The organism is Chryseobacterium indologenes (assembly GCA_016025055.1).
Lineage (GTDB): Bacteria > Bacteroidota > Bacteroidia > Flavobacteriales > Weeksellaceae > Chryseobacterium > Chryseobacterium indologenes.
The window spans coordinates 2981894-3004698 of sequence record CP065590.1; the positions used below are offsets into that span (position 1 = coordinate 2981894).

Annotated in this window: 22 protein-coding genes and 2 pseudogenes; 20 read left to right on the top strand and 4 right to left on the bottom strand. The window is 36.8% G+C overall.

Going from position 1 to position 22805, the window contains the following annotated elements:
* The first annotated feature begins 142 nt into the window (after window positions 1-142).
* A pseudogene (locus H3Z85_13735) lies at window positions 143-2235 on the top strand (M13 family metallopeptidase).
* Window positions 2236-2301: 66 nt separating this feature from the next.
* Here the strand turns inward: H3Z85_13735 and H3Z85_13740 are convergent.
* A pseudogene (locus tag H3Z85_13740) lies at window positions 2302-3347 on the bottom strand (hypothetical protein).
* Between the two features lie 338 nt (window positions 3348-3685).
* Between H3Z85_13740 and H3Z85_13745 the strand changes: the two are divergent.
* The 13 genes from H3Z85_13745 to H3Z85_13805 all read left to right on the top strand — a co-directional run bounded on the left by H3Z85_13745 (window position 3686) and on the right by H3Z85_13805 (window position 15604).
* A complete protein-coding gene (locus tag H3Z85_13745) occupies window positions 3686-4132 on the top strand; it encodes a type VI secretion system contractile sheath small subunit (GenBank protein QPQ50518.1) in 447 nt (148 codons plus the stop codon).
* Between the two features lie 20 nt (window positions 4133-4152).
* Window positions 4153-5514, top strand: a complete 1362-nt coding sequence (locus H3Z85_13750) for a DUF5458 family protein (protein ID QPQ50519.1) — start codon at window positions 4153-4155, stop codon at window positions 5512-5514.
* Window positions 5515-5541: 27 nt separating this feature from the next.
* Window positions 5542-6054 (top strand): hypothetical protein, encoded by a 513-nt coding sequence (locus tag H3Z85_13755; protein QPQ50520.1) that lies wholly within the window; start codon window positions 5542-5544, stop codon window positions 6052-6054.
* A gap of 328 nt (window positions 6055-6382) precedes the next feature.
* The gene (locus H3Z85_13760) at window positions 6383-6943 is read left to right on the top strand and encodes a hypothetical protein (protein ID QPQ50521.1); all 561 of its coding nucleotides are present in this window, start codon (window positions 6383-6385) and stop codon (window positions 6941-6943) included.
* Between the two features lie 11 nt (window positions 6944-6954).
* Entirely contained in the window at window positions 6955-7782 is an 828-nt protein-coding gene (locus H3Z85_13765) for a hypothetical protein (protein ID QPQ50522.1), read from the top strand.
* 356 nt (window positions 7783-8138) lie between these two features.
* The gene (locus tag H3Z85_13770; GenBank protein QPQ50523.1) at window positions 8139-9194 is read left to right on the top strand and encodes a hypothetical protein; all 1056 of its coding nucleotides are present in this window, start codon (window positions 8139-8141) and stop codon (window positions 9192-9194) included.
* 103 nt (window positions 9195-9297) lie between these two features.
* Complete coding sequence (locus H3Z85_13775) at window positions 9298-10332, top strand: A/G-specific adenine glycosylase (protein ID QPQ50524.1); 1035 nt, start codon at window positions 9298-9300, stop codon at window positions 10330-10332.
* A 44-nt stretch (window positions 10333-10376) separates the two neighbouring features.
* Window positions 10377-10934 carry a gliding motility lipoprotein GldD gene (gldD, locus tag H3Z85_13780; GenBank protein QPQ50525.1) on the top strand — a complete coding sequence of 186 codons (558 nt, stop codon included), beginning with the start codon at window positions 10377-10379 and terminating at the stop codon, window positions 10932-10934.
* Window positions 10935-10961: 27 nt separating this feature from the next.
* The gene (locus H3Z85_13785) at window positions 10962-11885 is read left to right on the top strand and encodes a bifunctional hydroxymethylpyrimidine kinase/phosphomethylpyrimidine kinase (GenBank protein QPQ50526.1); all 924 of its coding nucleotides are present in this window, start codon (window positions 10962-10964) and stop codon (window positions 11883-11885) included.
* A gap of 87 nt (window positions 11886-11972) precedes the next feature.
* Window positions 11973-13340, top strand: coding sequence for a peptidylprolyl isomerase (locus H3Z85_13790; protein ID QPQ50527.1), 1368 nt, complete (start codon window positions 11973-11975; stop codon window positions 13338-13340).
* Window positions 13341-13542: 202 nt separating this feature from the next.
* Window positions 13543-14487 (top strand): nitronate monooxygenase, encoded by a 945-nt coding sequence (locus H3Z85_13795; GenBank protein QPQ53897.1) that lies wholly within the window; start codon window positions 13543-13545, stop codon window positions 14485-14487.
* 2 nt (window positions 14488-14489) lie between these two features.
* Window positions 14490-15257, top strand: a complete 768-nt coding sequence (locus tag H3Z85_13800; protein ID QPQ50528.1) for an alpha/beta hydrolase — start codon at window positions 14490-14492, stop codon at window positions 15255-15257.
* A 119-nt stretch (window positions 15258-15376) separates the two neighbouring features.
* Window positions 15377-15604, top strand: coding sequence for a hypothetical protein (locus H3Z85_13805; protein QPQ50529.1), 228 nt, complete (start codon window positions 15377-15379; stop codon window positions 15602-15604).
* A gap of 91 nt (window positions 15605-15695) precedes the next feature.
* On the opposite strand, the gene H3Z85_13810 is transcribed toward H3Z85_13805, so the two are convergent.
* From H3Z85_13810 to H3Z85_13820, 3 genes are all read right to left on the bottom strand, one after another.
* Complete coding sequence (locus H3Z85_13810; protein QPQ50530.1) at window positions 15696-16313, bottom strand: hypothetical protein; 618 nt, start codon at window positions 16311-16313, stop codon at window positions 15696-15698.
* Window positions 16314-16342: 29 nt separating this feature from the next.
* A complete protein-coding gene (locus H3Z85_13815; protein ID QPQ50531.1) occupies window positions 16343-16642 on the bottom strand; it encodes a rhodanese-like domain-containing protein in 300 nt (99 codons plus the stop codon).
* A 77-nt stretch (window positions 16643-16719) separates the two neighbouring features.
* The gene (locus H3Z85_13820; GenBank protein ID QPQ50532.1) at window positions 16720-17931 is read right to left on the bottom strand and encodes an autotransporter outer membrane beta-barrel domain-containing protein; all 1212 of its coding nucleotides are present in this window, start codon (window positions 17929-17931) and stop codon (window positions 16720-16722) included.
* A gap of 97 nt (window positions 17932-18028) precedes the next feature.
* Between H3Z85_13820 and queG the strand changes: the two genes are divergently transcribed.
* The 6 genes from queG (at window position 18029) to H3Z85_13850 (ending at window position 22792) form a co-directional block, all read left to right on the top strand.
* Complete coding sequence (queG, locus tag H3Z85_13825; GenBank protein QPQ53898.1) at window positions 18029-18967, top strand: tRNA epoxyqueuosine(34) reductase QueG; 939 nt, start codon at window positions 18029-18031, stop codon at window positions 18965-18967.
* 360 nt (window positions 18968-19327) lie between these two features.
* Entirely contained in the window at window positions 19328-20011 is a 684-nt protein-coding gene (locus tag H3Z85_13830; protein ID QPQ50533.1) for a TIGR02117 family protein, read from the top strand.
* Window positions 20012-20013: 2 nt separating this feature from the next.
* On the top strand, window positions 20014-20664 hold the full coding sequence (locus H3Z85_13835; GenBank protein ID QPQ50534.1) for a murein L,D-transpeptidase catalytic domain family protein: 651 nt from the start codon (window positions 20014-20016) through the stop codon (window positions 20662-20664).
* 11 nt (window positions 20665-20675) lie between these two features.
* On the top strand, window positions 20676-21128 hold the full coding sequence (locus H3Z85_13840) for an SRPBCC family protein (protein ID QPQ50535.1): 453 nt from the start codon (window positions 20676-20678) through the stop codon (window positions 21126-21128).
* A 182-nt stretch (window positions 21129-21310) separates the two neighbouring features.
* Window positions 21311-21643 (top strand): hypothetical protein, encoded by a 333-nt coding sequence (locus H3Z85_13845; GenBank protein ID QPQ50536.1) that lies wholly within the window; start codon window positions 21311-21313, stop codon window positions 21641-21643.
* A 60-nt stretch (window positions 21644-21703) separates the two neighbouring features.
* Window positions 21704-22792, top strand: a complete 1089-nt coding sequence (locus H3Z85_13850) for an efflux RND transporter periplasmic adaptor subunit (GenBank protein QPQ50537.1) — start codon at window positions 21704-21706, stop codon at window positions 22790-22792.
* Window positions 22793-22805: the final 13 nt, after the last annotated feature.

Consider the following 22805-nt stretch of genomic DNA (forward strand, 5'->3'; position numbering starts at 1 on the left):
GCAGACTTCAAGCGTTAGACTTCAATTTTTACCCATAGCATTCATTATTTTCAACTTTCAACTTTCAATTTTCCATGATTTCACAATTATCATTAAAGTTTGTATATTTGATACGTTTGTGTAAAATCAAAAATTATCTTTAATGAAAAAGCTAAATATTGGAGTACTTGCCTTTTCGGGTATTGTATTTCTCAATTCGTGTGGTGCTACAAAAACTACAGCGACAGAGACAAAAACTGAGACTGCGAAGGTAGCAGAACAGGTGAAGGAAGAAGTAAAAGAGGAGGGAATCAATTTATCCTATATGGATAAGAATGTTCGTCCACAGGATGACTTTTTTAGCTATGTAAACGGAAATTGGGTGAAAACGACTCAGATTCCTTCAGACAAAGCCAATTGGGGATCTTTCAATGCATTGAGAGAAAATGTGGATGATGCCTCATTGGATATTTTAAACAAAATTCTTACCGAATCTTATTCTGCTGGCTCCGAAGGAGAAAAATACAGAATCTGTATGCCTCCTTTATGGATACTGCTAAAAGAAATGCAGAAGGTCTTGCCCCTATTAAAGGAGATCTTGCTAAAATTGATGCGATTAAAAACATCAACGATCTTCAAAAATACCTTTTAGAAGCGACAAAGCTAGGCGATAATTCTTTCTATGGATGGAGAGTAGGAGCTGATATGAAGAATTCTAAAATGAATGCAGTCTATCTTGGCGGTCCTGATCTGGGTTTAGGAAGAGATTATTATCAGAAAGTGAATGAGGCCAATACGAAGACTTTAGCAGAATATCAGGCATATGCAGGGAAATTATTCGGAGTTTTAGGATATAAAAATTCAACTCAGGCAGCGCAGAATGTGGTAGATTTTGAAAAGCAACTGGCGAATTATTTATTAACCCTTGAGCAGAACAGAGATGCCAATTTACGGTACAACCCTAAGAATGTATCAGAATTGTCAGGCCTGGTTAAAAATGTTGATCTAGCGAAATATCTGAAAGAAGCCGGAGTGAATACAGACAGAGTGATCATTGGTGAACTGAAATATTATCAGAATATGGATCAGTTTGTGACCCAGAAAAATCTTCCTCTGTTAAAGGATTATTTGAAGTTCCATTTAATCAACGGAAACGCCAGCAATCTGGATGACAGTCTTGAGCAGATCAGATTTGATTTCTACGCAAAATATTTACAGGGCCAGAAAGAGCAGCGTCCGATGAACAAAAGGGGATTAACTCTTGTGAACGGTGTGCTGGGAGAAGCTTTCGGTAAGCTTTATGTTGAAAAATATTTTACTCCTGAAGCAAAACAGCAGATGGAAACCTATATCGATTACCTTTTAAAATCGTTTAAGAGCCATATTGCCGGTATCGACTGGATGTCTCCTGAAACAAAAGTAAAAGCTCAGGAAAAACTATCCAAGTTTACGGTAAAAATTGCATATCCTGATAAATGGAAAGACTATACCCAGTTAAAAGTAGAATCTCCAAAACAGGGAGCAACATTATATTCCAACCTTCAGAATGTTGCTGCGTGGCAATATCAGAGAAGTCTTGATAAAGTAGGGAAACCGGTTGATAAAACAGAGTGGGGAATGTCTCCGCAAACAGTAAATGCTTACTATAGCGGATCCAATAATGAAATTGTATTCCCTGCGGCGATCCTTCAGCCTCCTTTCTATAACCCTAATGCTGATGCCGCTGTAAACTTTGGTGGTATTGGTGCAGTAATCGGACACGAAATTTCTCACGGGTTCGATGACAGCGGTTCCCGTTTTGACGGCGATGGAAACCTGAATAACTGGTGGACAGATGCTGACCGTAAAAACTTTGATGCAAAAGTAGGACAACTTGCTGCCCAGTACAGTGCCTACGAGCCTGTAAAAGGAAGTTTTGTAAACGGTAAATTTACAAGTGGTGAGAACATTGGAGATTTAGGTGGAGTCGCAGTAGCGTATGATGCCCTTCAAATGTATTTAAAAGACAAAGGAAATCCGGGGAAAATAAGCGGATTCACTCAAGATCAGAGATTCTTTATGAGCTGGGCTACCGTTTGGAGAACGAAAGCAACCGATCAGTATATGATCAACCAGGTGAAAACGGACCCGCATTCACCGGGAATGTACAGGGCATTCGGACCGTTGGTGAACCAGGACTCGTTCATCAAAGCATTTGATATCAAACCGGGGGACAAAATGTATAAAGCTCCTCAGGACAGAATAAAAATTTGGTAATCATTGTACCAAAAATTGTTAGAAAAGAAAGAATCCGTCTCATAGACCATGAGATGGATTCTCTTTTTAATATTCTTTCTTATAATTCCGCACTACAAATCTGATTCCCGTTTCTATAATATCCCCCATGCTTTTACAATACTTGAAATTCACATCGTAAGTAAGCTTTTGCAAAGCAGTCTTTAATTCTGAAACATTGGCTTCAGGCGCGATATTATCTTTTTCATAATAGAAATGAGTTCATCGAATCTGGTTTTGCTGCTGGTCACTCTTTTTACAATCTGTGAGCGTACTTCCTTACGATACTGTTCGATAGAGCTGGGTTTCAGTTTTTCCATCACCATAGTAACCATTTGGTTGTTTTCTTTGAAATACTGGGGAAGATACACTTTCAAATTACCTTCATAGGTCTGCTGGTCAAAATCGATAGGCCGGATCCTGTAAATAACCTGGTCAAAATCGTGTATGGGAATCACCACATAGTTGTAAGAACGCATGTCACCGAGAAGCCCAATGAGACAGCGTTCATTGAATTTTACAAATTCCTTGGAGATCTGTGCTTTTTCCAACTCTGTACAATTGTGCATATGCTTCTGAATAAAAACATCTCCGGGAATTCCTAAGATGTGCTCTTCGATCAGGGTATTTTTATAAATCAGAAAGTTAATCCGGTTGGGAGAAAGCAGATCTTCGAGCTCCAGCCCGTATATGCGGGAAGCATCGGCTTGTTTAATGTAAAAATTAGTATAGTTATCGTTCAGAATATTCCTTACCCGAACCCGGAAAGGTTTAGAATTCCCGAAGGTACAAAAGTCGATTGTATCTACTTTCAGATAAGGTAAAGTAGCGGTGTCTCCGTCGGAATGGAGTAGAGTATAGATTTTGTTTAAGTTTGCCTCAATTTCTTTGAATTCATACTCAGGATACATGACCCCGAGCCACAAAGTATCTTTACCCTCTTTGTCCAGAATATTTACACTGTCGCTGAATCTCAGAAGATCTTCATACAGAAACTGAATTTTAGTCGTTCTGTTATATTTTTCCAAATACTGTTGTAATGCCTCCGATACAGGAAATATGGGTTTTCTAAACGCTATTTTTACATCTTTCATGACTCTGTTTCTTTGTTTAAATATAAAGAATATTTATTCACTATCTTTCCTGAAAACCTGAGGAACTTTATATCTCATTCCCTATATTTTTTCATAAAGGAGAAATAGTACAACGTTTTTATTTATTTTTTCATAGCTTAGTGATATCATAAGTGGATGATTACATGGTAAATAATTCCATATAAAATTAAATAGTTCAAGAAAAAATCTTGACAAAATTTTGTATGTTATAGTTTTTTTTAAATTTAAACACTGGATTGGTCATTTATTCGATTCGTCGGTAAATTGCTCAAAAAACAGATATTAACCAAAATAAGAAATCTCAAAATAATAATAATATGGCAATGTTTAATTATGGTGTTGGCGGAAACGAGGTAAAAGTAGACGCTAATGAAGCGATTCAGGAAATACAGGAAAATAAATCACTGATAGTAAGCCAGCTTACAACAGAAGAATCGTACACTCCTGAAATCGTGACAGGATTAAAAACCGTAGAGGACGTTTTCAGACATTTTCAACCTTCTGTAGCGGTACAGCATGAGACGGAAGATGGAAGTGTTGTTGAAGAAGAATTCCGTTTTCAAAATCTTGGGGACTTTACTCCTAAAAGCCTTACTCAAAAATCAGATTACCTTCAGCAACTGAGTATAGAACAGGAGCAGTACAACAAAATTGTACGTCAGCTGAAAACCAATAAAATTCTGCGAAATATGTTGGAGAACGATCAGACCAGAGCTGCGTTCATCGAGGTATTGAAAGAAGTGGCACAAGAACTTGAAAAATAATTAAAGACTTAAATCAAATCATGGATAGCAAATTACAGGCACAAGAAAGCCAGCAGCAGGGGCAGCAGCAACATTCCGGGCAGCCGAAAGGTAACCCGCTTGCAGAGCTCAATAAAATGGGAGGATTTGGCTTTGTTGAATCCGTTGTAGACGGTATTGCCAATATGAACCCAACCAGAAAGGCAAGAAAAGAGATCTTCCTGAACGACAACAATAAAGCAGACGAAAGAAAAGAACTTCTTCAGAAGATCAATCTTTGGGTAAGCCTTTTAGAGGGTAATGAATCAGCTGATAAAATGGCAGATACGTGCAAAACTAAAGCACAGCAAGCCGATCAGAACCTTAAAACAAATTTAAAAAATACACTGGATGCCGTTCGTTTGTTGGAAACCAACTACAGAACCGTAGCTCAATTCTATAAAAATACAGAATTGGATAAAGTGGACAACGTAAGTATTGTGAATGCTAGTCTGGAACAGGTTTCGGATTTAGATAATCCTTTATTTATCGATGCAATCTCTGAAGAATTCAAAAACTATTATGACCGTTTAGATCTTAGAGATAACTATTCAATTCTTGCAATCCCGGGATATTTAGGATCCAATAAAGTGATCGAAAAATGGGCAAAAATCTGTAACGAGAATAAAGTAATGATGGTTACAGACTTCGCCAACCTTGATAAACCGGATGATGTTGTAGATTTATTCCACTCTGCAAACCTTACCGGAGGTGAGCTTCACAGAAGTAATGTGATCATGACGTGCAACTGGTTGGTAGGCAGAGGAAAAGCTGAAGAAGTAGGTGAAGAAGAAAATGTAGAACTTCCACCTTCCACTTCATTGGCAGGAAAAATCCATAAAACACTGATGTCTCAGGTGGCAGCAGGTAAAAAACATGGTAACATCAACGAAGTAGACGCTGTAAAATTCGAGTTGAAGAAAAGTGAAATTTCTCAGTTAGAAAAAATGGGTCTTGTTCCGATGGTCAACGAATACGGAAAAATTATGGCATTCTCTGCGAAAACATTATTTACAGGAGACAATATCGGTCTTCAGACGTATTCCGTAGTTCGTGTATTCGACTACGTTACCAAAGTGTTGCTTGACTTCCTTAACAGAAGAGCTTTCGAAAACTGGAATGCCAAAAACGAAGATGATCTGAGAAGACAGATCGTCACATTCCTGGACAATATCAAAGGCCCGGATAAGTTGATCGAGAAATTCAAGATTGTTCGTTTCGAACAGGATAGAGTGAATAAAGATAGAGTATGGCTGGACATTCGTATGACGCCCTATTTCCCGACAAAAAGTTTCGTTATTAAACTGGACGGACACAAAGGAGATGATGGTAACGAATGGGATGCAGAATACACTCAGGAATAAAAAAATTACTTTTAATACTAAAAACCGATGCAATTTTACATCGGTTTTTTTCTACCAACACCTATGAATATTAAAATGAATAAAAGACTTTTCATTGGCTTGCCGGTCATATTAATGACTTTTTTGACAAGTTGTGAAAAAAAATATCAAAGTCCCGGTCATTACGAAGAAGATCTTTTTGCTGATGAACGGCAGGAAGGGAAGGCCTACATCATGAGCGAAGAAGAATGCTTCGATGGCAGCGAACTTGTGATAGCTGGTTCCGGGGTAAAACTAACTGATAGTTCAAAAGGCCGCGGAAGAGGTTTTTTTATCTATAGAGTAAACTCCGGTAAAGTATTAAAAACAGTGAGAGATTCTACTGTACAATTTCCTATGCAATTTCTTTCTCCTCAAAGGTTAAAATTAAAAGGCCACGGTAATGATTCAATCTATGTTTATCTAAAGCAACTTAAAGGTTACCGTTTTATTGCCAAAGACAAAAATCTTAAATATCAATGGTTGAAAGCGGCTCCGGTATATTCTGTGAAAGAAAAATAAAACTACTATTTTGATGAATTAAATTCATCAATTTTATAAAATTGAAGTGGCTTTTGCCACTTTTTTTATTTATGTATAGTTGTTTTTGTTGTTGTATGTATTTGATATATAAGTTAATGTGTATTTTTCTCGTGGGGCTTCTAAGATTAAATTTATAAATCTGATGATAGAACACTTACCATGATTTTAAAAAAATATTACACTTGTGATATACAAATACATGAATGGTGTTATGAAGGTTCACCTCCTGATTTTATGCGACTTAAGAGCAAGCAACGACTCTTATGTTCGAATCGAGTTGTAATAACTAAACCTCAATGTAAAAACTATGGAATTAAAAAGAACATTCAAGTGTATCGCCCCTATTCTTTTAGTAGGTATACTTTCATTTGTATTCATGTCTAACAGGATAAAAGGATATTTTCCCTCGACAGGGGGAGGCGGAAGCAGCAGTAATGTTGCAGACAAAAATTTAACGGTTAATTTATATGGTATTTCCAGTTTACCTAAAGTAAATTACAGAAACTATCCATGTCCTGCAACTCCTTACTTGGGTATGGGGTCTAACAACTATGCATCAAGCTTAGACGATCTCCCATTTGAAAAATTCTATTGTGTAGTCACCGTGACGAATATGACCAATTCTTCATGGGGAAATAACGGAAAAAAGACCACTATATGGAATACAGCAAGCAACCAGAAAGTGATATCTGTTCCTGGTAACTCTGCTTATCGAGTTACCGTAGATTATTATGAGCAGAAGAACCAATTTTGGACTAATACAGCTCAATCTGCGAGGGGAAAATGGACTTCAGAATATACGTTTTCTTCGGGATATTCGGGAACTTACAGTTTTAGCTTTTTTACGTTTGTACAACAATTATTTTAAATTAAAATCATATGAAAAAAATATTTTGTTTTTGGATGTTGGGTGCGCTCATGTTATCCTGTAAAGATGAAAATATAAGCATAGAAAAAGGTAATAATACTGCTGAAGCAGCACAATCCAACTACTATAAAATTTATAATTCGGAAGCGAAAAATCACCTTTTAATAGAAAACCTAAATGGCATTTATGATAAAACCAATATTTCAAATATTACCTCCCGGTCTTTAGATGGAAATCCAATGAGTTTAACTTTTAATGGACGCACCCTATCACCGCAAGTCAATATTGTCGGAAAGGGCGGTTTATGGACTGCTTCTACGGCTGATGTGAAATCATTATTTGGAAAAAAACTATTCCTACAAGTTGTTAATAATAAGCTGGTTGCCACAACCAATACTGGAGCTGCAGGAAAAAATGCAGGAGATGGCTTAAGTGTTTATATTCCGGAAATTATCAATGCTGAAGTTTCAGGTCTGAATAACGGAAGCGTTGCTCCCGGAACTGTGGTCACTTGGAATAGAGATATGAATAATGTTATGGGAGTCTCGTTGATGATTGAATATAATCCATTTGAACAGACTATGACCGGACCTTACGCTGGTGTTAACCCAAATACTCAGCCATTCAAATCGAAGTATCTTGAAATTGAAGATGTAGGAAGCTATACAGTGACCGAAGAAGATCTTACAAGTTTTCCCAGTGGATCCAATCTGTCCTTTTATATCTCGAGGTCAGCGTATGCTGTGGGCTCTGATCCAACTATTGGTACGATGCCGGGAAATGACACTTCCATAGGTGCGGTTACGGCAACAAGAGCTGATTTTCAAATTAAATACTAATTTTTTAGGGCTGTAACGGCCCTTTTTTTCTTTCCAATACTGAATATTGTAATGTTTAAATATAGTAGTTATCTTTTTACGTTTTTGTTGTTCTCTTTTTGTCATGGAACTATTATGGAATATTTTTTTTGGTTAATATTATTCTTCTGTTTTTTATCATTGATACAATAAAAGATAAATCTTTTGGTAAAAAAATACTTTATGTCTATCCATTTTTTCTATCCCTGAATGTCGGTGTCACTTTCTGGCTTTATCAATCTGATCCTTTGTATTTTATTATTACGTTTATTTCTAACGCCCTCATTATGACTTTCTTTTTCATAATGGCAAATCTTCCGTTGTGGAAAAATACAAAGGTGGCATTTATTATTATTTGGTTTGCTAGTGAAATTATTCTCACCAAATGGGATCTATCCTGGCCTTGGCTGATTTTTGGAAATGTATTGAGCAACCAGTGGTATCTTATTCAATGGTATTCATTTACAGGAGTATATGGAGGTTCCCTATGGTTATTGTTGTTAGCATTTATTATTTATATGTTAATTACAGAAGGATATTCTCGATTAAGGGTTAGCATGTTTTTATTATGTTTGATCTTCCCCCTATTATCACTTGTAATGTACAATTGGGCCCTTCCTGAGACTAAAGAAAAAGAAACGATCATTTTGTACACTCCTGATGCAGCCACTTTTGGAGATAGCAGCTATCAAAAAACAAGAACATTATTATCTGTTTTATCTCAAAAAAAAGTTGATAAAAGAACTAAAATCATAACAACTGAATTATTTTTTCAGATTAAACCTTATGATCTTATTCACGGGAATATTCATTACTTAATGGATAGTTGGATGACTGATAATGATCTCACCTTCGTAATGGGGTCGCAAATTGAGAATGATTCAGCCAACAAGTTTAATGGAATATCCGTGATTAACAAAAGAAATACTATGTTCAGAACAAAAAAGAAATATGTTCCGGTAAGCGAATACACTCCAAAATTATTAGTTCCCATGTTTGGAAAGTCTTTCTATGTTAAAAATCAGGATGATGATTCAAAAAGAATAACAGGTGAGTTAAATACATTTCCATTCGTATGTTATGAAATCCTGTTTTCTGATTTTGTTGCCCAAAAAACATCTGACGTCAATATGATCATGGTGCTTGCCAGTGAGGAATTTATGAATGGTTCTTTTTTTGGAAGTTTACAATACAATAACATTATCAGGATAAGAGCAATTGAAAACAGTAGATATCTTATTAAAAACTCATTTTTAGGAAAATCATTAGTTGTGAATCCAAAAGGAGATATTATAGACGTCATGTCTTCTAATTTTCATCAGGTTACAGTTCCGGTTTATCAAAAAAACTCTTTCTATCAAATGCTGGTTACGAAATTGTTTTCTGACGAATAGTATGCCGCTCACAATAGAATAAAAAAATAAAATAACCTTATCTTTGCTTCTTCAAAATAAATGAAGAGAAAATAGTCTCTTAAAGATTAAATAGTTTAAGTTTTTGGAAAAAAATAGAGCAGCCTCAGATTTTCTGCATGTGGGAAACAGGCTTTTGGAATGGTATAGGAATAATGCGAGAGATTTGCCTTTCAGGCAGACGAAAGATCCTTATAAAATCTGGATTTGTGAAATTGTCTTTCAGCAGACCAGGATTAATCAGGGACTCAATCACTACAATAATTTCGTTACAAGATTTCCGGATGTAAAAACTTTGGCAGAAGCTGAAGAGAACGAGGTGTTACTCTATTGGAAAGGGCTGGGCTATTACTCCAGAGCCATTAATATCCATACCGCTGCCCGGCAGATTATGAATGATTACCACGGCATATTCCCTTCTCAATATGAAGAAATTCTAAAGTTAAAAGGAGTAGGGAAGTACACCGCTGCTGCCATTTCAAGCATTTGTTTTGGAGGTAAAATGCCGGCTGTTGACGGTAATTTCTACCGTGTCCTGAGTCGTCTTTTTGCAGATGATTTTGATATTTCAAATTCAAGGGCTTTTGCCTATTTTTCGGAATTGGCAACCTTGGTGATGCCGGATAATGTAGGAGACTTTAATCAGGCCATGATGGATATAGGTTCTGAAATTTGCAAACCCAAAAACCCTGTATGTGGTGAATGCCCGATTAATGAAGATTGCCTGGCTTTTTCCATGCAAAAAGTTTCACAATATCCTGTGAAAACTAAAAAAGTAAAGGCAGAAGACCTCGCTCTGACCTATTATTTTGTACATAGAAACGGAGATTTTTTGATTCAGCAGAGAAAAGATGACTTTATCTGGAAGAAACTATTCGAATTTCCGACTGCCATTACAGCTGAAATGGAACCCTTTATTACCGGTTCAAAGACCATTACCCATAAACTGACTCACAAGAACTTAAGTATAGAAATTTTTAAGGTTGAAATAGATTCAGAAGAAGTATGGAATGATTTTATCGCTGAAAATCAGTACATGATCACTGATGCGCAGGCATCCCACGATAAATCCTTCCCCAAGCCTCTTGAAAATTACATTCAAAACTCTCTGAAAGACTGAAATTTGTCTTCCTAAATCTAAAATCTAATTTGTACTTTTGCAAAATGATAAAAAAGGTCATTTTTATTTTTGTATCGCTGCTTTTAATTTCATGTGGAAAAGACCAGGTTCCGAAACCTTACGGAGAATTGCGCCTGGAATATCCTGCACCGAAATATCAAAAGTTTGAAAACAACTGCGCCTATACTTTTGAATACTCAGATTTTGCTACTATCACAGATGCTAAAAAGCCATGTTGGTATTATCTGAACTACCCTTCAATGAAAGCGAAGGTCTTCCTGACTTATTATCCGATACAGAATGACTTTGCTGCACATATCAAAGAAGCAGAAAAAATGGTGTACGAGCATACCATTAAGGCGAGTTCCATAGACACAAAATCTTTCGAATACCCTGAAAAAAAAGTATACGGGAATTTTTATGAGCTTAAAGGACAAAGTGCCTCCAATCTTCAATTTTACATTACAGACAGTACGAAACACTTCGTGACTGCATACTTATACTTTAATACGAGACCGAAACCGGACTCCCTGGCTCCTGCGGTAAACTATATCAAAAACGATATGAAACACCTGCTGGATTCTTTTGAATGGAAAAAATAATTACTTTTAATATACATTGAAAAATATATGAAACTTTTAGTTGTAGGAAGTGTTGCATTTGATGCAATTGAAACACCATTTGGTAAAACGGATAAAATTTTAGGCGGAGCTGCCACTTATATTGGGATCACTTCATCTATTTTAGGCGTTAAATCCGGTATCGTTTCTGTAGTAGGAGGAGACTTTCCACAGGAGCATCTGGATATGTTCACAAACAGAGAAGTAAATATCGAAGGAATTGAGATCGTAAAAGATGGGAAAACTTTCTTCTGGTCAGGGAGATATCATAATGACCTGAATACCAGAGACACCCTGGCTACAGAAGTAAACGTACTGGAAAACTTTGATCCGAAAATTCCGGATTCAATGCAGGATGCCGAAATTTTATTACTTGGAAACCTACATCCTGGAGTTCAGTTATCCGTACTGGAAAAAATGAACAACCGTCCTAAGCTGGTAATCCTTGATACCATGAATTTCTGGATGGATTGCGCTTGGGATATTCTGATGGATATGATCGCAAAAACAGACGTAATCACCATCAATGATGAAGAAGCAAGACAGCTTTCAGGAGAATATTCTCTGGTAAAAGCAGCTAAAAAGATCCACACGATGGGACCGGAATATGTAATCATTAAAAAAGGAGAGCACGGGGCTTTACTTTTCCATGACGGTAAAGTATTTGCAATTCCTGCACTTCCTCTTGAAGATGTATTCGATCCAACCGGTGCCGGAGATACTTTTGCGGGAGGTTTTGCTGCCTATCTTGCCAAAAAAGGTAAAATTGATTTTGATACCATGAAATCTGCTTTGATCGTAGGATCTGCCATGGCATCTTTCACCGTAGAAAAATTCGGAACACAAAGAATTCAGGAAGTAAACGAATCGGATATGTTCAGCAGATTGAGACAATTTAAAGAATTGACGACATTTGATGTTGAACTGCAGTAAATAAGTCTTTTTAAGAAATATTTATAATAAAAAATTGAGTAAAATTCGTTAAGAATTCTAAATTTGCAACTTGTTTAAAATAGTAAAATGACAAATAGACTAAAAATCACTTTTCTCCTTGGGATTTTCATGATGATATTCTCTTCAAATATGATGAATGCCCAATTAAAACCGGGAGATTTAGTGGATGGTATTGCTGCTGTTATCGGGAACGAAATTGTTTTGGAATCTGATGTAACTGAACAGATGAATTATGGGAAACAGCAGGGAGCTTCAAACACAGATAAGTGTGAGTTCCTGGAAAACCTGATCAGTAATAAACTTCTTGTATACGAAGCTAAAAAAGATACATTAATTGAAAACCGTTCTGCTGCTATCAAAGAGCAGGCTAATCAGAAATACCGTCAGTTGCTATCTCAATTTCCTGATGAAAAAACATTATTAGCTGCCTATAAGTTCAGAAATGCCTATGAAATGAAGAACGCGATCGAGAAAATCGATACAGATCAATATTACGGGCAGGCAAAATATCAGAGAGTTACCGATAAAGCTGACGTAACTCCTAACGAGGTGACCGATTTCTACAACCTCTATAAAATGCAGCTGCCTCAGGTAAAAGATGAGGTGACACTGGCACAGATCATGATGTACCCGAAATTAACGGAAGCTCATAAACAAGATCTTATCAACAGACTGAAAAAGATCAAACAGGATATTGCCGGTGGTGAAACTTTTGAAAGCCAGGCCAGAATCTACTCCGAAGACGAAGGCTCAGCTTCCAACGGAGGACTTTATAAAAACATCAACAAAGGACAGATGGTAAAGCCTTTCGAGGCCGCAGCACTGAACCTTCAGGAAAACGAAATTTCTGACCCTATAGAATCTGAATTCGGATATCACATTATTCAGCTGGTTAAGAGATCAGGTAAAGTTTATGATGCGAGACATATCCTGTTGAAAGCTACCCCTACAGATGATGAAATGAAAACTGCCAAAGCAAAATTAGACAGTATCAGAGGCCTGATTTTAGAAGGTAAAATAACATTTAAAGATGCTGCATTCAAATTTTCAGATGATAAAAGAACCAAATTCAACGCCGGGATCATTCCGGGAGCAGATGGTTCTGATAAAATCGAAAGAGAAAGCATCCCTGGAACGATCAGCTATGAATTGGCAGGATTGAATAAAGGAGATATTACCACTGCTTTTGATGAAGAAGAAAACAGAAGAAAGGTAGTAAAGATCATTAAACTGGATGATGTTATTCCGGCCCACCAGATCACGCTTGAAACTGACTTTAGCAGAATCAAACAAATGGCGCTTAATAAAAAGAAAAATGAAATGGTTGAAAAGTTTGTTAATTCCAAACTACCGACAACTTTCATTTCCATAGACGGACGTTACGACAACTGTAACTTTAAGGCCAACTGGAAGAAAGACGCAATCAAAAAATAATATCAAAACCTTCAGAATTTCTGAAGGTTTTTTTTATTGCTGCAAAACAATACTTCTTTAGCGGATCACCTGATCCGGTCATATTATTTTTAGGCTGCCTGGCAGAAAATCTACTAATATTTCGCCCATCAATCCTATGTTTTTATTATTTTTACATATGAGCAATTTTATAGATTTTAATTCGGCAAAAAAACTTCATGATATGCAGGCCAGTCAAAATAGAATTACAGAACTTTTCAATATAAAATACCCGATAATCCAGGCAGGCATGATCTGGCACTCAGGATGGAGGCTGGCGTCTGCTGTTTCTAACTGTGGAGGTCTGGGTTTAATAGGAGCCGGAAGCATGTATCCCGATATCCTTAGAGAAAATATACAGAAATGTAAATTGGCGACTGATAAACCTTTCGGAGTAAATGTTCCGATGCTGTATCCAAATCTTGAGGAAATTATCCAGATTATCATAGAAGAAGGGGTGAATATTGTTTTTACATCTGCCGGAAATCCGAAAACCTATACAGAAACCTTACAGAAAGAAGGGATAAAAGTTGCTCACGTCGTTTCCTCTACCAAATTTGCAGTTAAATGTGAAGAGGCCGGAGTAGACGCTATCGTAGCAGAAGGATTTGAAGCCGGAGGGCACAACGGAAGAGATGAGACGACTACCTTCTGTCTTATTCCCAATGTGAAAAAACATATCTCTAAACCCCTGATTGCAGCGGGGGGAATTGCTTTAGGCTCCCAGATGAAAGCTGCCATGATATTAGGTGCGGATGGTGTACAGATTGGTTCCCGATTTGCTGCGACTACCGAGGCAAGTGCACATGAAAACTGGAAAAAGAAAATCACAGAGCTGAAGGAAGGAGATACCCATCTTACCCTCAAAGAACTGGCACCTGTCAGAATGGTTAAAAATAAGTTCTTTAATGAACTGGAAGATATTTACCAGATCGGTAGAGATAAAGAAGCATTAGTCGCATCATTAGGCAGAGCCAGGGCAAAGCGTGGAATGTTTGAAGGTGATATGGAAGATGGAGAATTGGAAATCGGTCAGGTATCCGCTTTAATAGATGAAGTTCTACCTGTAGAAACTGTTTTCAATCACCTTTTAAAAGAATTTGAAGAAGTAAAAATGCCGGCTTTTTAAGAATGGATACACGAATAATTGAGGTAAAAGGACAAAAGCTATACATAGAATACCAACATATAAAAGAGAAAAGACCTACCATTGTTTTTTTGCACGACTCACTGGGTTCTGTGCAGCTTTGGAGAGATTTTCCGGGAAAAGTATCCGATGCTACAGGATGCAATATTCTCGCGTACGATAGATTAGGATATGGAAAGTCAAACCCAATGCCTACCCACGAAAGACCTGTCAATTATATGGAACTGGAGGCAGATCTGTTGAATGATCTTCTTGATCAGCTGAATATCAGCAATGCTATTCTGTTCGGGCATAGTGATGGTGGTACCATTGCTCTGACTACCGCCGCAAAATATCCGGCAAATGTGAAGGCCGTGATTTGTGAAGCAGGGCATATCTTTGTAGAAGAAGTAACTCTAAAAGGCATTTATAATGCCTGGGATGCTTATAAAACCACCAATCTGGCAGAACGTTTACAGAAATATCACGGAGACAAAACAGATACATTATTTAAAGCCTGGACGGAAACCTGGACTTGCGACGAATTCCGAAACTGGAATATTGAATACCTTCTGAAAGATATTACCTGTCCGCTCCTATTCATCCAGGGAGAAGCAGATGAATACGGTAGTTTAGATCAGGTAGAAAAAACGATTACCCAGACAAGCGGTCTTGCGGAAAAATATATCATTCCCGGTATCGGTCATACACCACATAAAGAAGTACCTGAGCAGGTATTGAAGGCCACAGCCAGATTTGTCGGGAATTTGTAGTGACTTTTAAATGTATTAATTATGTAAAAATATTATTTTATGAATGCTTTTTTTTTAAAAGAGATTTTTGAGCCAAAGGAATATTTTTTAATTTTAATACACCAAAAAAATAAATATTTATGAAAAATGCAGACTTAAAAAACAAACTGAACCTGAAAGGGAAGAGGTTAACTTCTGAACAGTTAAAAACCGTTCTTGGAGGTATATCAGAATTTGATTGCGCTTATAAATTTGATTTCACCTATGTCCAAAGTTATATGAATGAGCTTAGAGCAGAGGGCCACTCTGATGTGGAAGCAATAGCCATACTCAGGGGCAAGCTTTTAGCCTGTGGAATTCATCCGTAAATGAGTTTTTTTGAAAATTCCGGAACCGGATAAATCTTCCGGCCAAATAATACACCGTCTGCAAAGGCGGTTTTTTTTATGAAAATTGTTTTTAAAGCAATCCTATCTCATGACTTATATTGTCTCTTGCCTGCATTTCGTATTTCTCTTTAAAATAATCTGTCTTAAAGATACTTTCAAGTTCCAGAAAATGTCTGAGTACTTTTTTCCTTCCCGGATTGTACAGAATATTTGGATAGATAGAATACTCTTTTCTGATCTTTTGGGTATAATCCAGATAGGTTCCAAGATCCTTTCCAAGGACAGAAAGATCTGCATCCAACAGATAATTGGTATCCGTATGCTCAGATTTCAAATGAGCCTTTGTAGCGATAATCTGGTCAGAAATAAGACTGATTTTATCTTGATGTAAACCCAACCGGACAAGTCTCGTTTTGGCAACCGCAGCACTCTTTTCCTCATTAGATTTTGAGGTGGCATCATAAATAATATCGTGGTAAAATACAGAAAAAGAAACAGCTGTACAATCTGAAATTTTATCTTGTACAGATTCAAGCTCAAGAAACATATTTTCAAGATGGGTCAGGACGTGATAATGTCTGCTTTTTTCAGTATATTTTTTCTCGATTTCTTTCCATAAGGTAGAAATTAAATTTTCATCCGTTGTCAATGATACACAAAGCTGTTCAAACTGATTTTTTACATTCATAATACATAAGGGAATAAAAAAAGGAACTTTTAAAAAGTTCCTCTGTTTGCTTCAAGTGCAGCTTTCAGCTCAGCCCAGCCTCCGCCGTTATAACCGTCTTTTAATCCTTGAGCGGTAAGGTATTCTAACGCTTTTCCACTTCTGTTTCCGCTTCTGCAGAAAATGATTACCGGTTTTTCGATAGATAAAATTTCATCCTGTCTATCTTCTACTTCACCAAGAGGAATATTCTTAGCACCTTCAATATTTCCGTCCATTTCAAGCTCCATAGGCTCACGAACGTCGATCAATTCATAATTTCCGGATTGTATTACTTCTATTAAAGACATAGTTGTTTGTTTTAAACATTAAATTATAAACGAAATTACGTAATTTTTTATGAAAAACTCTCTGCCTGATCTACTATTTAAAATAGAGTATACCCCAAAATGAAAGATACGGTATTATAATCCGAACCTATACTTACATAATTGCGAAGCAGAGTTCTTGCTGTTCCCACTCTGACCTCAGCACTGAATTTGTCATTGTACTTATAACCGGCTCCGAACACAAAATTATTTCCTGATGAAACTTCCAATTCTGACCGATCAAATTTGATAGACGAATTCATATTAAAATCGATGACGTAGGCTGCATTTAAAAATAGCTTGGAACGGTCACCCAAAAAGAAATAATGCCTTAATCCAAGAGGAAGTTCTATAGATTTATAATCTGTTGTAGCAGTATATTTGTATTCAAAATAAGTTCCTGCATTCTCTGTGATTTCCTTACTTCCTTTGTAATACTGGTAAGTTGGTTCTGCAAAAAGGGCCCATTTGTTCTTGTTAAAAGGAAGAACATATTCCAGTTCCAGTCCGATTCTGAAAGAGGTATGGCTACCAAAATTTGTTTCTATAGATTGCCAGGTATAATTATGAGTCGTTTTAAAAGATGAAAAATTAACTCCCGGTCTGATGTTCAGATGGAAAAGGTTTTTCTTAACATTATAATTGGTATAATCTGCCACCAGGTCACCTGAGCACTGATTATACTGTGTAAAAACCTTCGTAAGATCTTTTGTTGTATAGGTAACGTTCTGAAGCGGTATACCGTTGCTGCCACATTTCAGGTGTTCAGTAATCTGCTTTTTATAATCTTCATTATATCCTATACTTCCTTCGTTGATATAGTATGCTTTGTAAATAAGCTGTTCCGGCTCAGAGGTCTCAGAATTGTAAAAATACCTCCTGAGATTGCCGTCTTCATAATAATAAAGATCAGCTTTTCCTTCAACGATATATTTAAGGAAAAGAGTTTCCTTTTGTAATTCCGGAGCCTTGTTTTCGGACATGGAGTTGAGGTTCATAGAAGAACGGTCAACCATTACGGTAGCTCTTAGATATTTGCATTCACCATCGATGCTGAATTCCTTTACATTATTGATGCTTTCTTTTTTAATTTCCGAAGAAGTATCGGTTTTATATTCAAAATCTACAGGATTGTTTTTCCAATCCATATTTCTGATTAAAACCTCCTTTTTTTCACCACTGTTGTTTATGAAATATCCTTTTTCAAATTTAATTTGTGCATAATGCATGCCTGCAGCAAGAAGTCCTGCCAGAAGAGCTGCTTTTTTCATAAGTGTTGATTAGTAGTTTTTTTATCGGGTTATTTTTATTCTAAAATTGTAAAACGCGCAAATTTATAAAATAATCTTAATTTTGCACTGTGAAATTATGAATGCAGGAGCAGAAAAATATTCCCAACTGATAAAATCCAAGGCCAAAAGTTTTGGATTTCAGAGTTGTGGTATTTCCAAAGCTGATTTTTTGGAGGAAGATGCAAGACCTCTTGAAAAATGGCTTAAGAATAATTTTAATGGCGAAATGAAATATATGGAAAATCACTTTGATAAAAGACTCGATCCGAGGCTTTTGGTAGAAGGTTCCAAATCGGTAATTTCACTTTCGTACAATTACTTTCCCGAAGAAAAACTCTCCGTTCTGGAGAACTTTAAAATATCAAAATATGCCTATGCTGAAGATTATCATGAGGTCATCAAAGAAATTCTTCGTGAAATGGTAGCTGAGCTGCAGGAAGAAATCGGCGAATTCGGTTTCAGAGTATTTGTAGATTCTGCCCCTGTTATGGAAAGAAGCTGGGCAAGGAAGTCTGGAATTGGCTGGGTAGGAAAAAATGCCAACCTCATTACCAGACAAAACGGTTCCTTTTATTTTTTGGCAGAAATTATCTGTGACCTTGAGCTGATTGCCGATCATGCCACAACAGATCATTGCGGAACATGCAGGAAATGCATTGACGCCTGTCCTACAGGTGCTATCGTTTCAGAAAAAATTGTCGACGGAAGTCGATGTATCTCATACGCTACCATCGAGCTTAAAGACGAAATACCCGATCACTTTAAAAATAAAATGGAAGACTGGATGTTCGGATGTGACATCTGCCAGGACGTATGCCCCTGGAATCGTTTTGCAGCACCCCATAAACAGAGCAGATTTACCCCTAATGAAGCTTTGAGAAATTTTAAAAAAGGAGAATGGAAAGAGCTTACTCAGGAAATTTTCTCTGAAATCTTCAGGAAATCACCCGTGAAAAGAACCAAATTTGCTGGCCTGAAGAGGAATATAGAGTTTTTGCAGAGATCTTCAGACTGATTTTAGCTTAAACTTTTGGTGACAATCCCTCCTTTGGAATTTTTCTGAGTTCCAAACTAAAGCTGATAATCGACCATTCCTTAAGTTTTCTACCTTAAAGAGGTTAAGATTTTTTTGAATAAGTTTCTTAAAAAAGCCTTTCCTAAAAAGAAAAATTGACTTTCAGGAGATTAAATCTCACCGAAAATCAACGTTTTTTTTGTATTCTTTTGGAGCAGTTTTTACTCTTACTTTAAATCTTTTTTGGGACTTGGTATTTTTACGCATATTTATGAATATTTCGTAACTAAATATAGCCATTTTTTCGATAAAAACAAATACTTTTACCAAAAATTAAAGATTAAATTTTATTAAAAAAACATGACTGGGAAAACCATACTCATCTACGCTCTGAAAGTTTTGGGAATTATTTTGGGAATTGTGATTATTTACGTGATCCTGGGACTGCTGATTCCTTTTATACCGGTTTCTGCTAAAAATGATGGCGAAAAGAAAGATATCCCCATTTATATTTATACCAACGGTGTGCATACTGATATTGTGATGCCGGTAAGGAATGATATGCAGGACTGGAGCCTGAAAATACCTTTTGCCAACGTCAAATCAAAAAAAACAGATTACAATTATATAGGAATAGGATGGGGTGATAAGGGCTTTTACCTTGATACCCCGACCTGGGCTGATTTAAAATTTTCCACCGCTGTAAAAGCAGCCTTTTGGTTAAGTGATTCGGCCATGCATTGCACCTACTATTATACCATGAAAGAAGCAGATGACTGCAAAATGATTATGATCAGCAGAAGTCAGTACAAAAATCTTGTACAATTTGTAGAAGATAAATTTGACAGAGATCAGAATGGAAATTTCATGCTGATACCTACCGACGCGGTGTATAGCGATAATGACGCTTTTTATGACGCAAAGGGAACATACAGTTTCCTCTATACCTGCAACACCTGGACAAATGATGCTTTGAAGGCGGCAGGACAAAAGGCAGCTCTTTGGACTCCCACTGATTTTGGGATTTTTCAGCACTATAAATAAAGATGAAAAGGATTTATCTGTTTCTTTTGCTGAATTTTATTTCTTTCTCTTGTATCAAAGAAAAAGCTGCAACGGATTTTATTACTGTTAATCCTGTTCCAAAGGCTGAAAAGAAGCCGGAAGCTGACCTTTCTAAAATGAAAATAAAAGGTCAGGAAGCCTTGAAATTTTGTATGTCCAAAGATCTGAATACCGATTTTTGTATTCTTATTGATATGAGCCTGCATTCAGGGATCAAACGATTTTTTGTCTGGGATCTAAAGACACAATCGGTTACAGAGAAATACTTGGTAGGTCATGGTTGTGGCCCAAACTCATGGAGTAAGGACGAATCAAAAGATCGCCCGGAATTCAGTAACGAAGACGGAAGTCATCTGTCTTCACTGGGAAAGTATAAACTGCAGGGAAGAGGCTACAGTGAATGGGGAATTAATATAAAATACCTGATGCACGGGCTTGAAGAAACCAATACCAATGCATTAAAAAGATTTATTGTCTTTCATTCCTGGGACCTGATGAGTGATGAAGAAACTTTTCCCAAAGGATCACCGGAAGGATGGGGCTGTCCTACCATTTCAAATAATGCTATGAAGAAAATTGATCCTATGATTCAAAATTCAGAAAAACCGGTTCTGATGTGGATTTATAAATAAAAAGAAATACGATGAAGCATATCCTTTTCCGGGAGCAACAGCTCAACTGTGATATAGAAACTGCCTGGAAATTTTTTTCTTCGGCTAATAATCTTTCTGAGATTACTCCCAAAGACATGGGATTTACTGTTCTTACAGAGATGGAAAATGATGAAATTGATGAAGGCATGATCATCGATTATTATATTTCGCCTTTATTCGGGATCAGAATGAAATGGCAGACAGAGATCACCCACGTGGATTTTCAAAAAAGCTTTATCGATTTTCAAAAAAAAGGACCTTACAAATTATGGAATCACCATCATGAATTTATTCCTAATGAATATGGAGTATTAATGCGCGATACTATAGAATATGAGCTTCCTGTGGGATTCCTGGGGGAAATCGCCCACAAACTGTTTGTTAAAAAGAAACTGGAGTATATCTTTGATTACCGTTTCAGGATACTGAGTAAGTTGTTTTAAACACCGTAATTCGTCACCTTAAAATTTGCCAGAGCCTGAAATCTTTATACAAGCTAAGGATTCCATGGTGATACATAGCCATTGTTTAAGTTTTTTTAACAATTAAAAGACCGCTTTTCCGCACAAAAATCCCTATTTTTGCGGCACTATCGTTTTTACACAAAACACGTATTCTTGTTGACATGGCAGGTCTGAGGTCATTTATCATATTTTATATTATACTGGTTTTTACCCTTTTCAATTCGAATTGGGCAGAAAAATCATTAAATAATATTCCTCATGTTCCCCATGTAAGCAATATCCACTTGTTGGATGTTTACGAGGAGGCTGATATGAATACACATGCATTGCCCGCAGCCTCAAAAATTGTAAAACACTCCGTACGCAAAGAAGAAGATGCTCCGGGAGACTTTTCGGCAGTTCTAAAACTAAGCCCGAAAATCAGCCTTCCTGAAATTTCACTCTCTACCATTTGCGGCGTCAGATCTTTTCTCCATCTCCTCCAGCTCTATTAGTTTAAGGTATTGAAAACCAGTTTTATTTTAACGAAATTTTTATAACTTAAACATTGTAAGATGTATTTTAAAAATGTAATAATTTGCACTTTTGCAACATTATTCGCTGTGTCATGCAGTAAAAACAAGGAAAGAAACAATCAGAACGAGAAAGAAGTCCCGGTACTTGAAATCACAGAAAAAGATACTTTAGTAAGTAACCATTTTGTAACAGATATTCAGGCCAAAAAGAACGTGGAAATGCGTTCCAGAATAGGAGGGATTATACAGCATATTTACGTTAACGAAGGTCAGTTTGTACGCCAGGGCCAGGCTCTCTTTAAAATTAATGATGCCGAACTTCAGATGGAATTACTTAAAGCCAACGCAGCCTTAAAGCAAACAGAGGCTGACGTCCGTATTGCTGAAGTGGAACTGAAACAGATCCAGAGCCTGCACGCCAAAAAATTTGTGGCCAATAACGAACTGGAGATGGTAAAAGCAAAATTATCATCCGCCAAAGCCAGGCACGCCTTTGCTGATGCTGAGAAGAAAACCGTATTGCAGAAGATTAGCTTTACAAAAATTACAGCCCCTTTCGATGGAGTTATTGATGTTATTCCTCACAAAGACGGAAGTTTGGTAGAAAATGGTACCCTTTTGACAACACTATCTCAGCTGAATGAGGTGTATGCCTATTTTTCCATTCCGGAAAATGTATACTTTGAACTCTTGGCTAATGATAAGATAGGTAATCATCAGAAGATTGAACTGACATTACCCAATGGCGTAAATTACCAGTTTAACGGAGCCTTGAAAACAGCAGAAGGAGAAATTGACAGGGCCACAGGCTCCATCCGGTATAAAGCCTTATTTCCCAATCCGGACCGTCTGATCAAACATGGTACTTCCGGGAAGCTTATCATTTCCGAACAACAGAATAATGCCATTCTTATTCCGCAAAAATCTACATTCTCTATTCAGGATAAAACCTACGTTTTTGTACTCGATAAGCAGAACAAGGTGAAAATGACCCATATTAAGATCGGAAATACTCTGAGGGATTCCTATTTGGTGGAAAGTGGTCTTAAAAAAGGAGATTTAATCATTTATGAAGGTACTCAGTCTTTAAAAGATGGTGATGCCATTAAAATTAAAAAGAAGGTGTAAGCTTTCATAATCT

Bases quoted from the DNA above. Each gene is read 5' to 3' on its own strand.
- H3Z85_13820 (QPQ50532.1), bottom strand. From the start codon at position 17,931: ATGAAAAAAGCAGCTCTTCTGGCAGGACTTCTTGCTGCAGGCATGCAT.
- H3Z85_13845 (QPQ50536.1), top strand. From the start codon at position 21,311: ATGGCAGGTCTGAGGTCATTTATCATATTTTATATTATACTGGTTTTT.
- H3Z85_13830 (QPQ50533.1), top strand. From the start codon at position 19,328: ATGACTGGGAAAACCATACTCATCTACGCTCTGAAAGTTTTGGGAATT.
- H3Z85_13795 (QPQ53897.1), top strand. From the start codon at position 13,543: ATGCAGGCCAGTCAAAATAGAATTACAGAACTTTTCAATATAAAATAC.
- H3Z85_13810 (QPQ50530.1), bottom strand. From the start codon at position 16,313: ATGAATGTAAAAAATCAGTTTGAACAGCTTTGTGTATCATTGACAACG.
- H3Z85_13765 (QPQ50522.1), top strand. From the start codon at position 6,955: ATGAAAAAAATATTTTGTTTTTGGATGTTGGGTGCGCTCATGTTATCC.
- H3Z85_13755 (QPQ50520.1), top strand. From the start codon at position 5,542: ATGCAATTTTACATCGGTTTTTTTCTACCAACACCTATGAATATTAAA.
- H3Z85_13805 (QPQ50529.1), top strand. From the start codon at position 15,377: ATGAAAAATGCAGACTTAAAAAACAAACTGAACCTGAAAGGGAAGAGG.
- H3Z85_13760 (QPQ50521.1), top strand. From the start codon at position 6,383: ATGGAATTAAAAAGAACATTCAAGTGTATCGCCCCTATTCTTTTAGTA.
- H3Z85_13850 (QPQ50537.1), top strand. From the start codon at position 21,704: ATGTATTTTAAAAATGTAATAATTTGCACTTTTGCAACATTATTCGCT.
- H3Z85_13835 (QPQ50534.1), top strand. From the start codon at position 20,014: ATGAAAAGGATTTATCTGTTTCTTTTGCTGAATTTTATTTCTTTCTCT.
- H3Z85_13785 (QPQ50526.1), top strand. From the start codon at position 10,962: ATGAAACTTTTAGTTGTAGGAAGTGTTGCATTTGATGCAATTGAAACA.
- H3Z85_13745 (QPQ50518.1), top strand. From the start codon at position 3,686: ATGGCAATGTTTAATTATGGTGTTGGCGGAAACGAGGTAAAAGTAGAC.
- queG (QPQ53898.1), top strand. From the start codon at position 18,029: ATGAATGCAGGAGCAGAAAAATATTCCCAACTGATAAAATCCAAGGCC.
- H3Z85_13840 (QPQ50535.1), top strand. From the start codon at position 20,676: ATGAAGCATATCCTTTTCCGGGAGCAACAGCTCAACTGTGATATAGAA.
- H3Z85_13790 (QPQ50527.1), top strand. From the start codon at position 11,973: ATGACAAATAGACTAAAAATCACTTTTCTCCTTGGGATTTTCATGATG.
- H3Z85_13750 (QPQ50519.1), top strand. From the start codon at position 4,153: ATGGATAGCAAATTACAGGCACAAGAAAGCCAGCAGCAGGGGCAGCAG.
- H3Z85_13800 (QPQ50528.1), top strand. From the start codon at position 14,490: ATGGATACACGAATAATTGAGGTAAAAGGACAAAAGCTATACATAGAA.
- H3Z85_13815 (QPQ50531.1), bottom strand. From the start codon at position 16,642: ATGTCTTTAATAGAAGTAATACAATCCGGAAATTATGAATTGATCGAC.
- gldD (QPQ50525.1), top strand. From the start codon at position 10,377: ATGATAAAAAAGGTCATTTTTATTTTTGTATCGCTGCTTTTAATTTCA.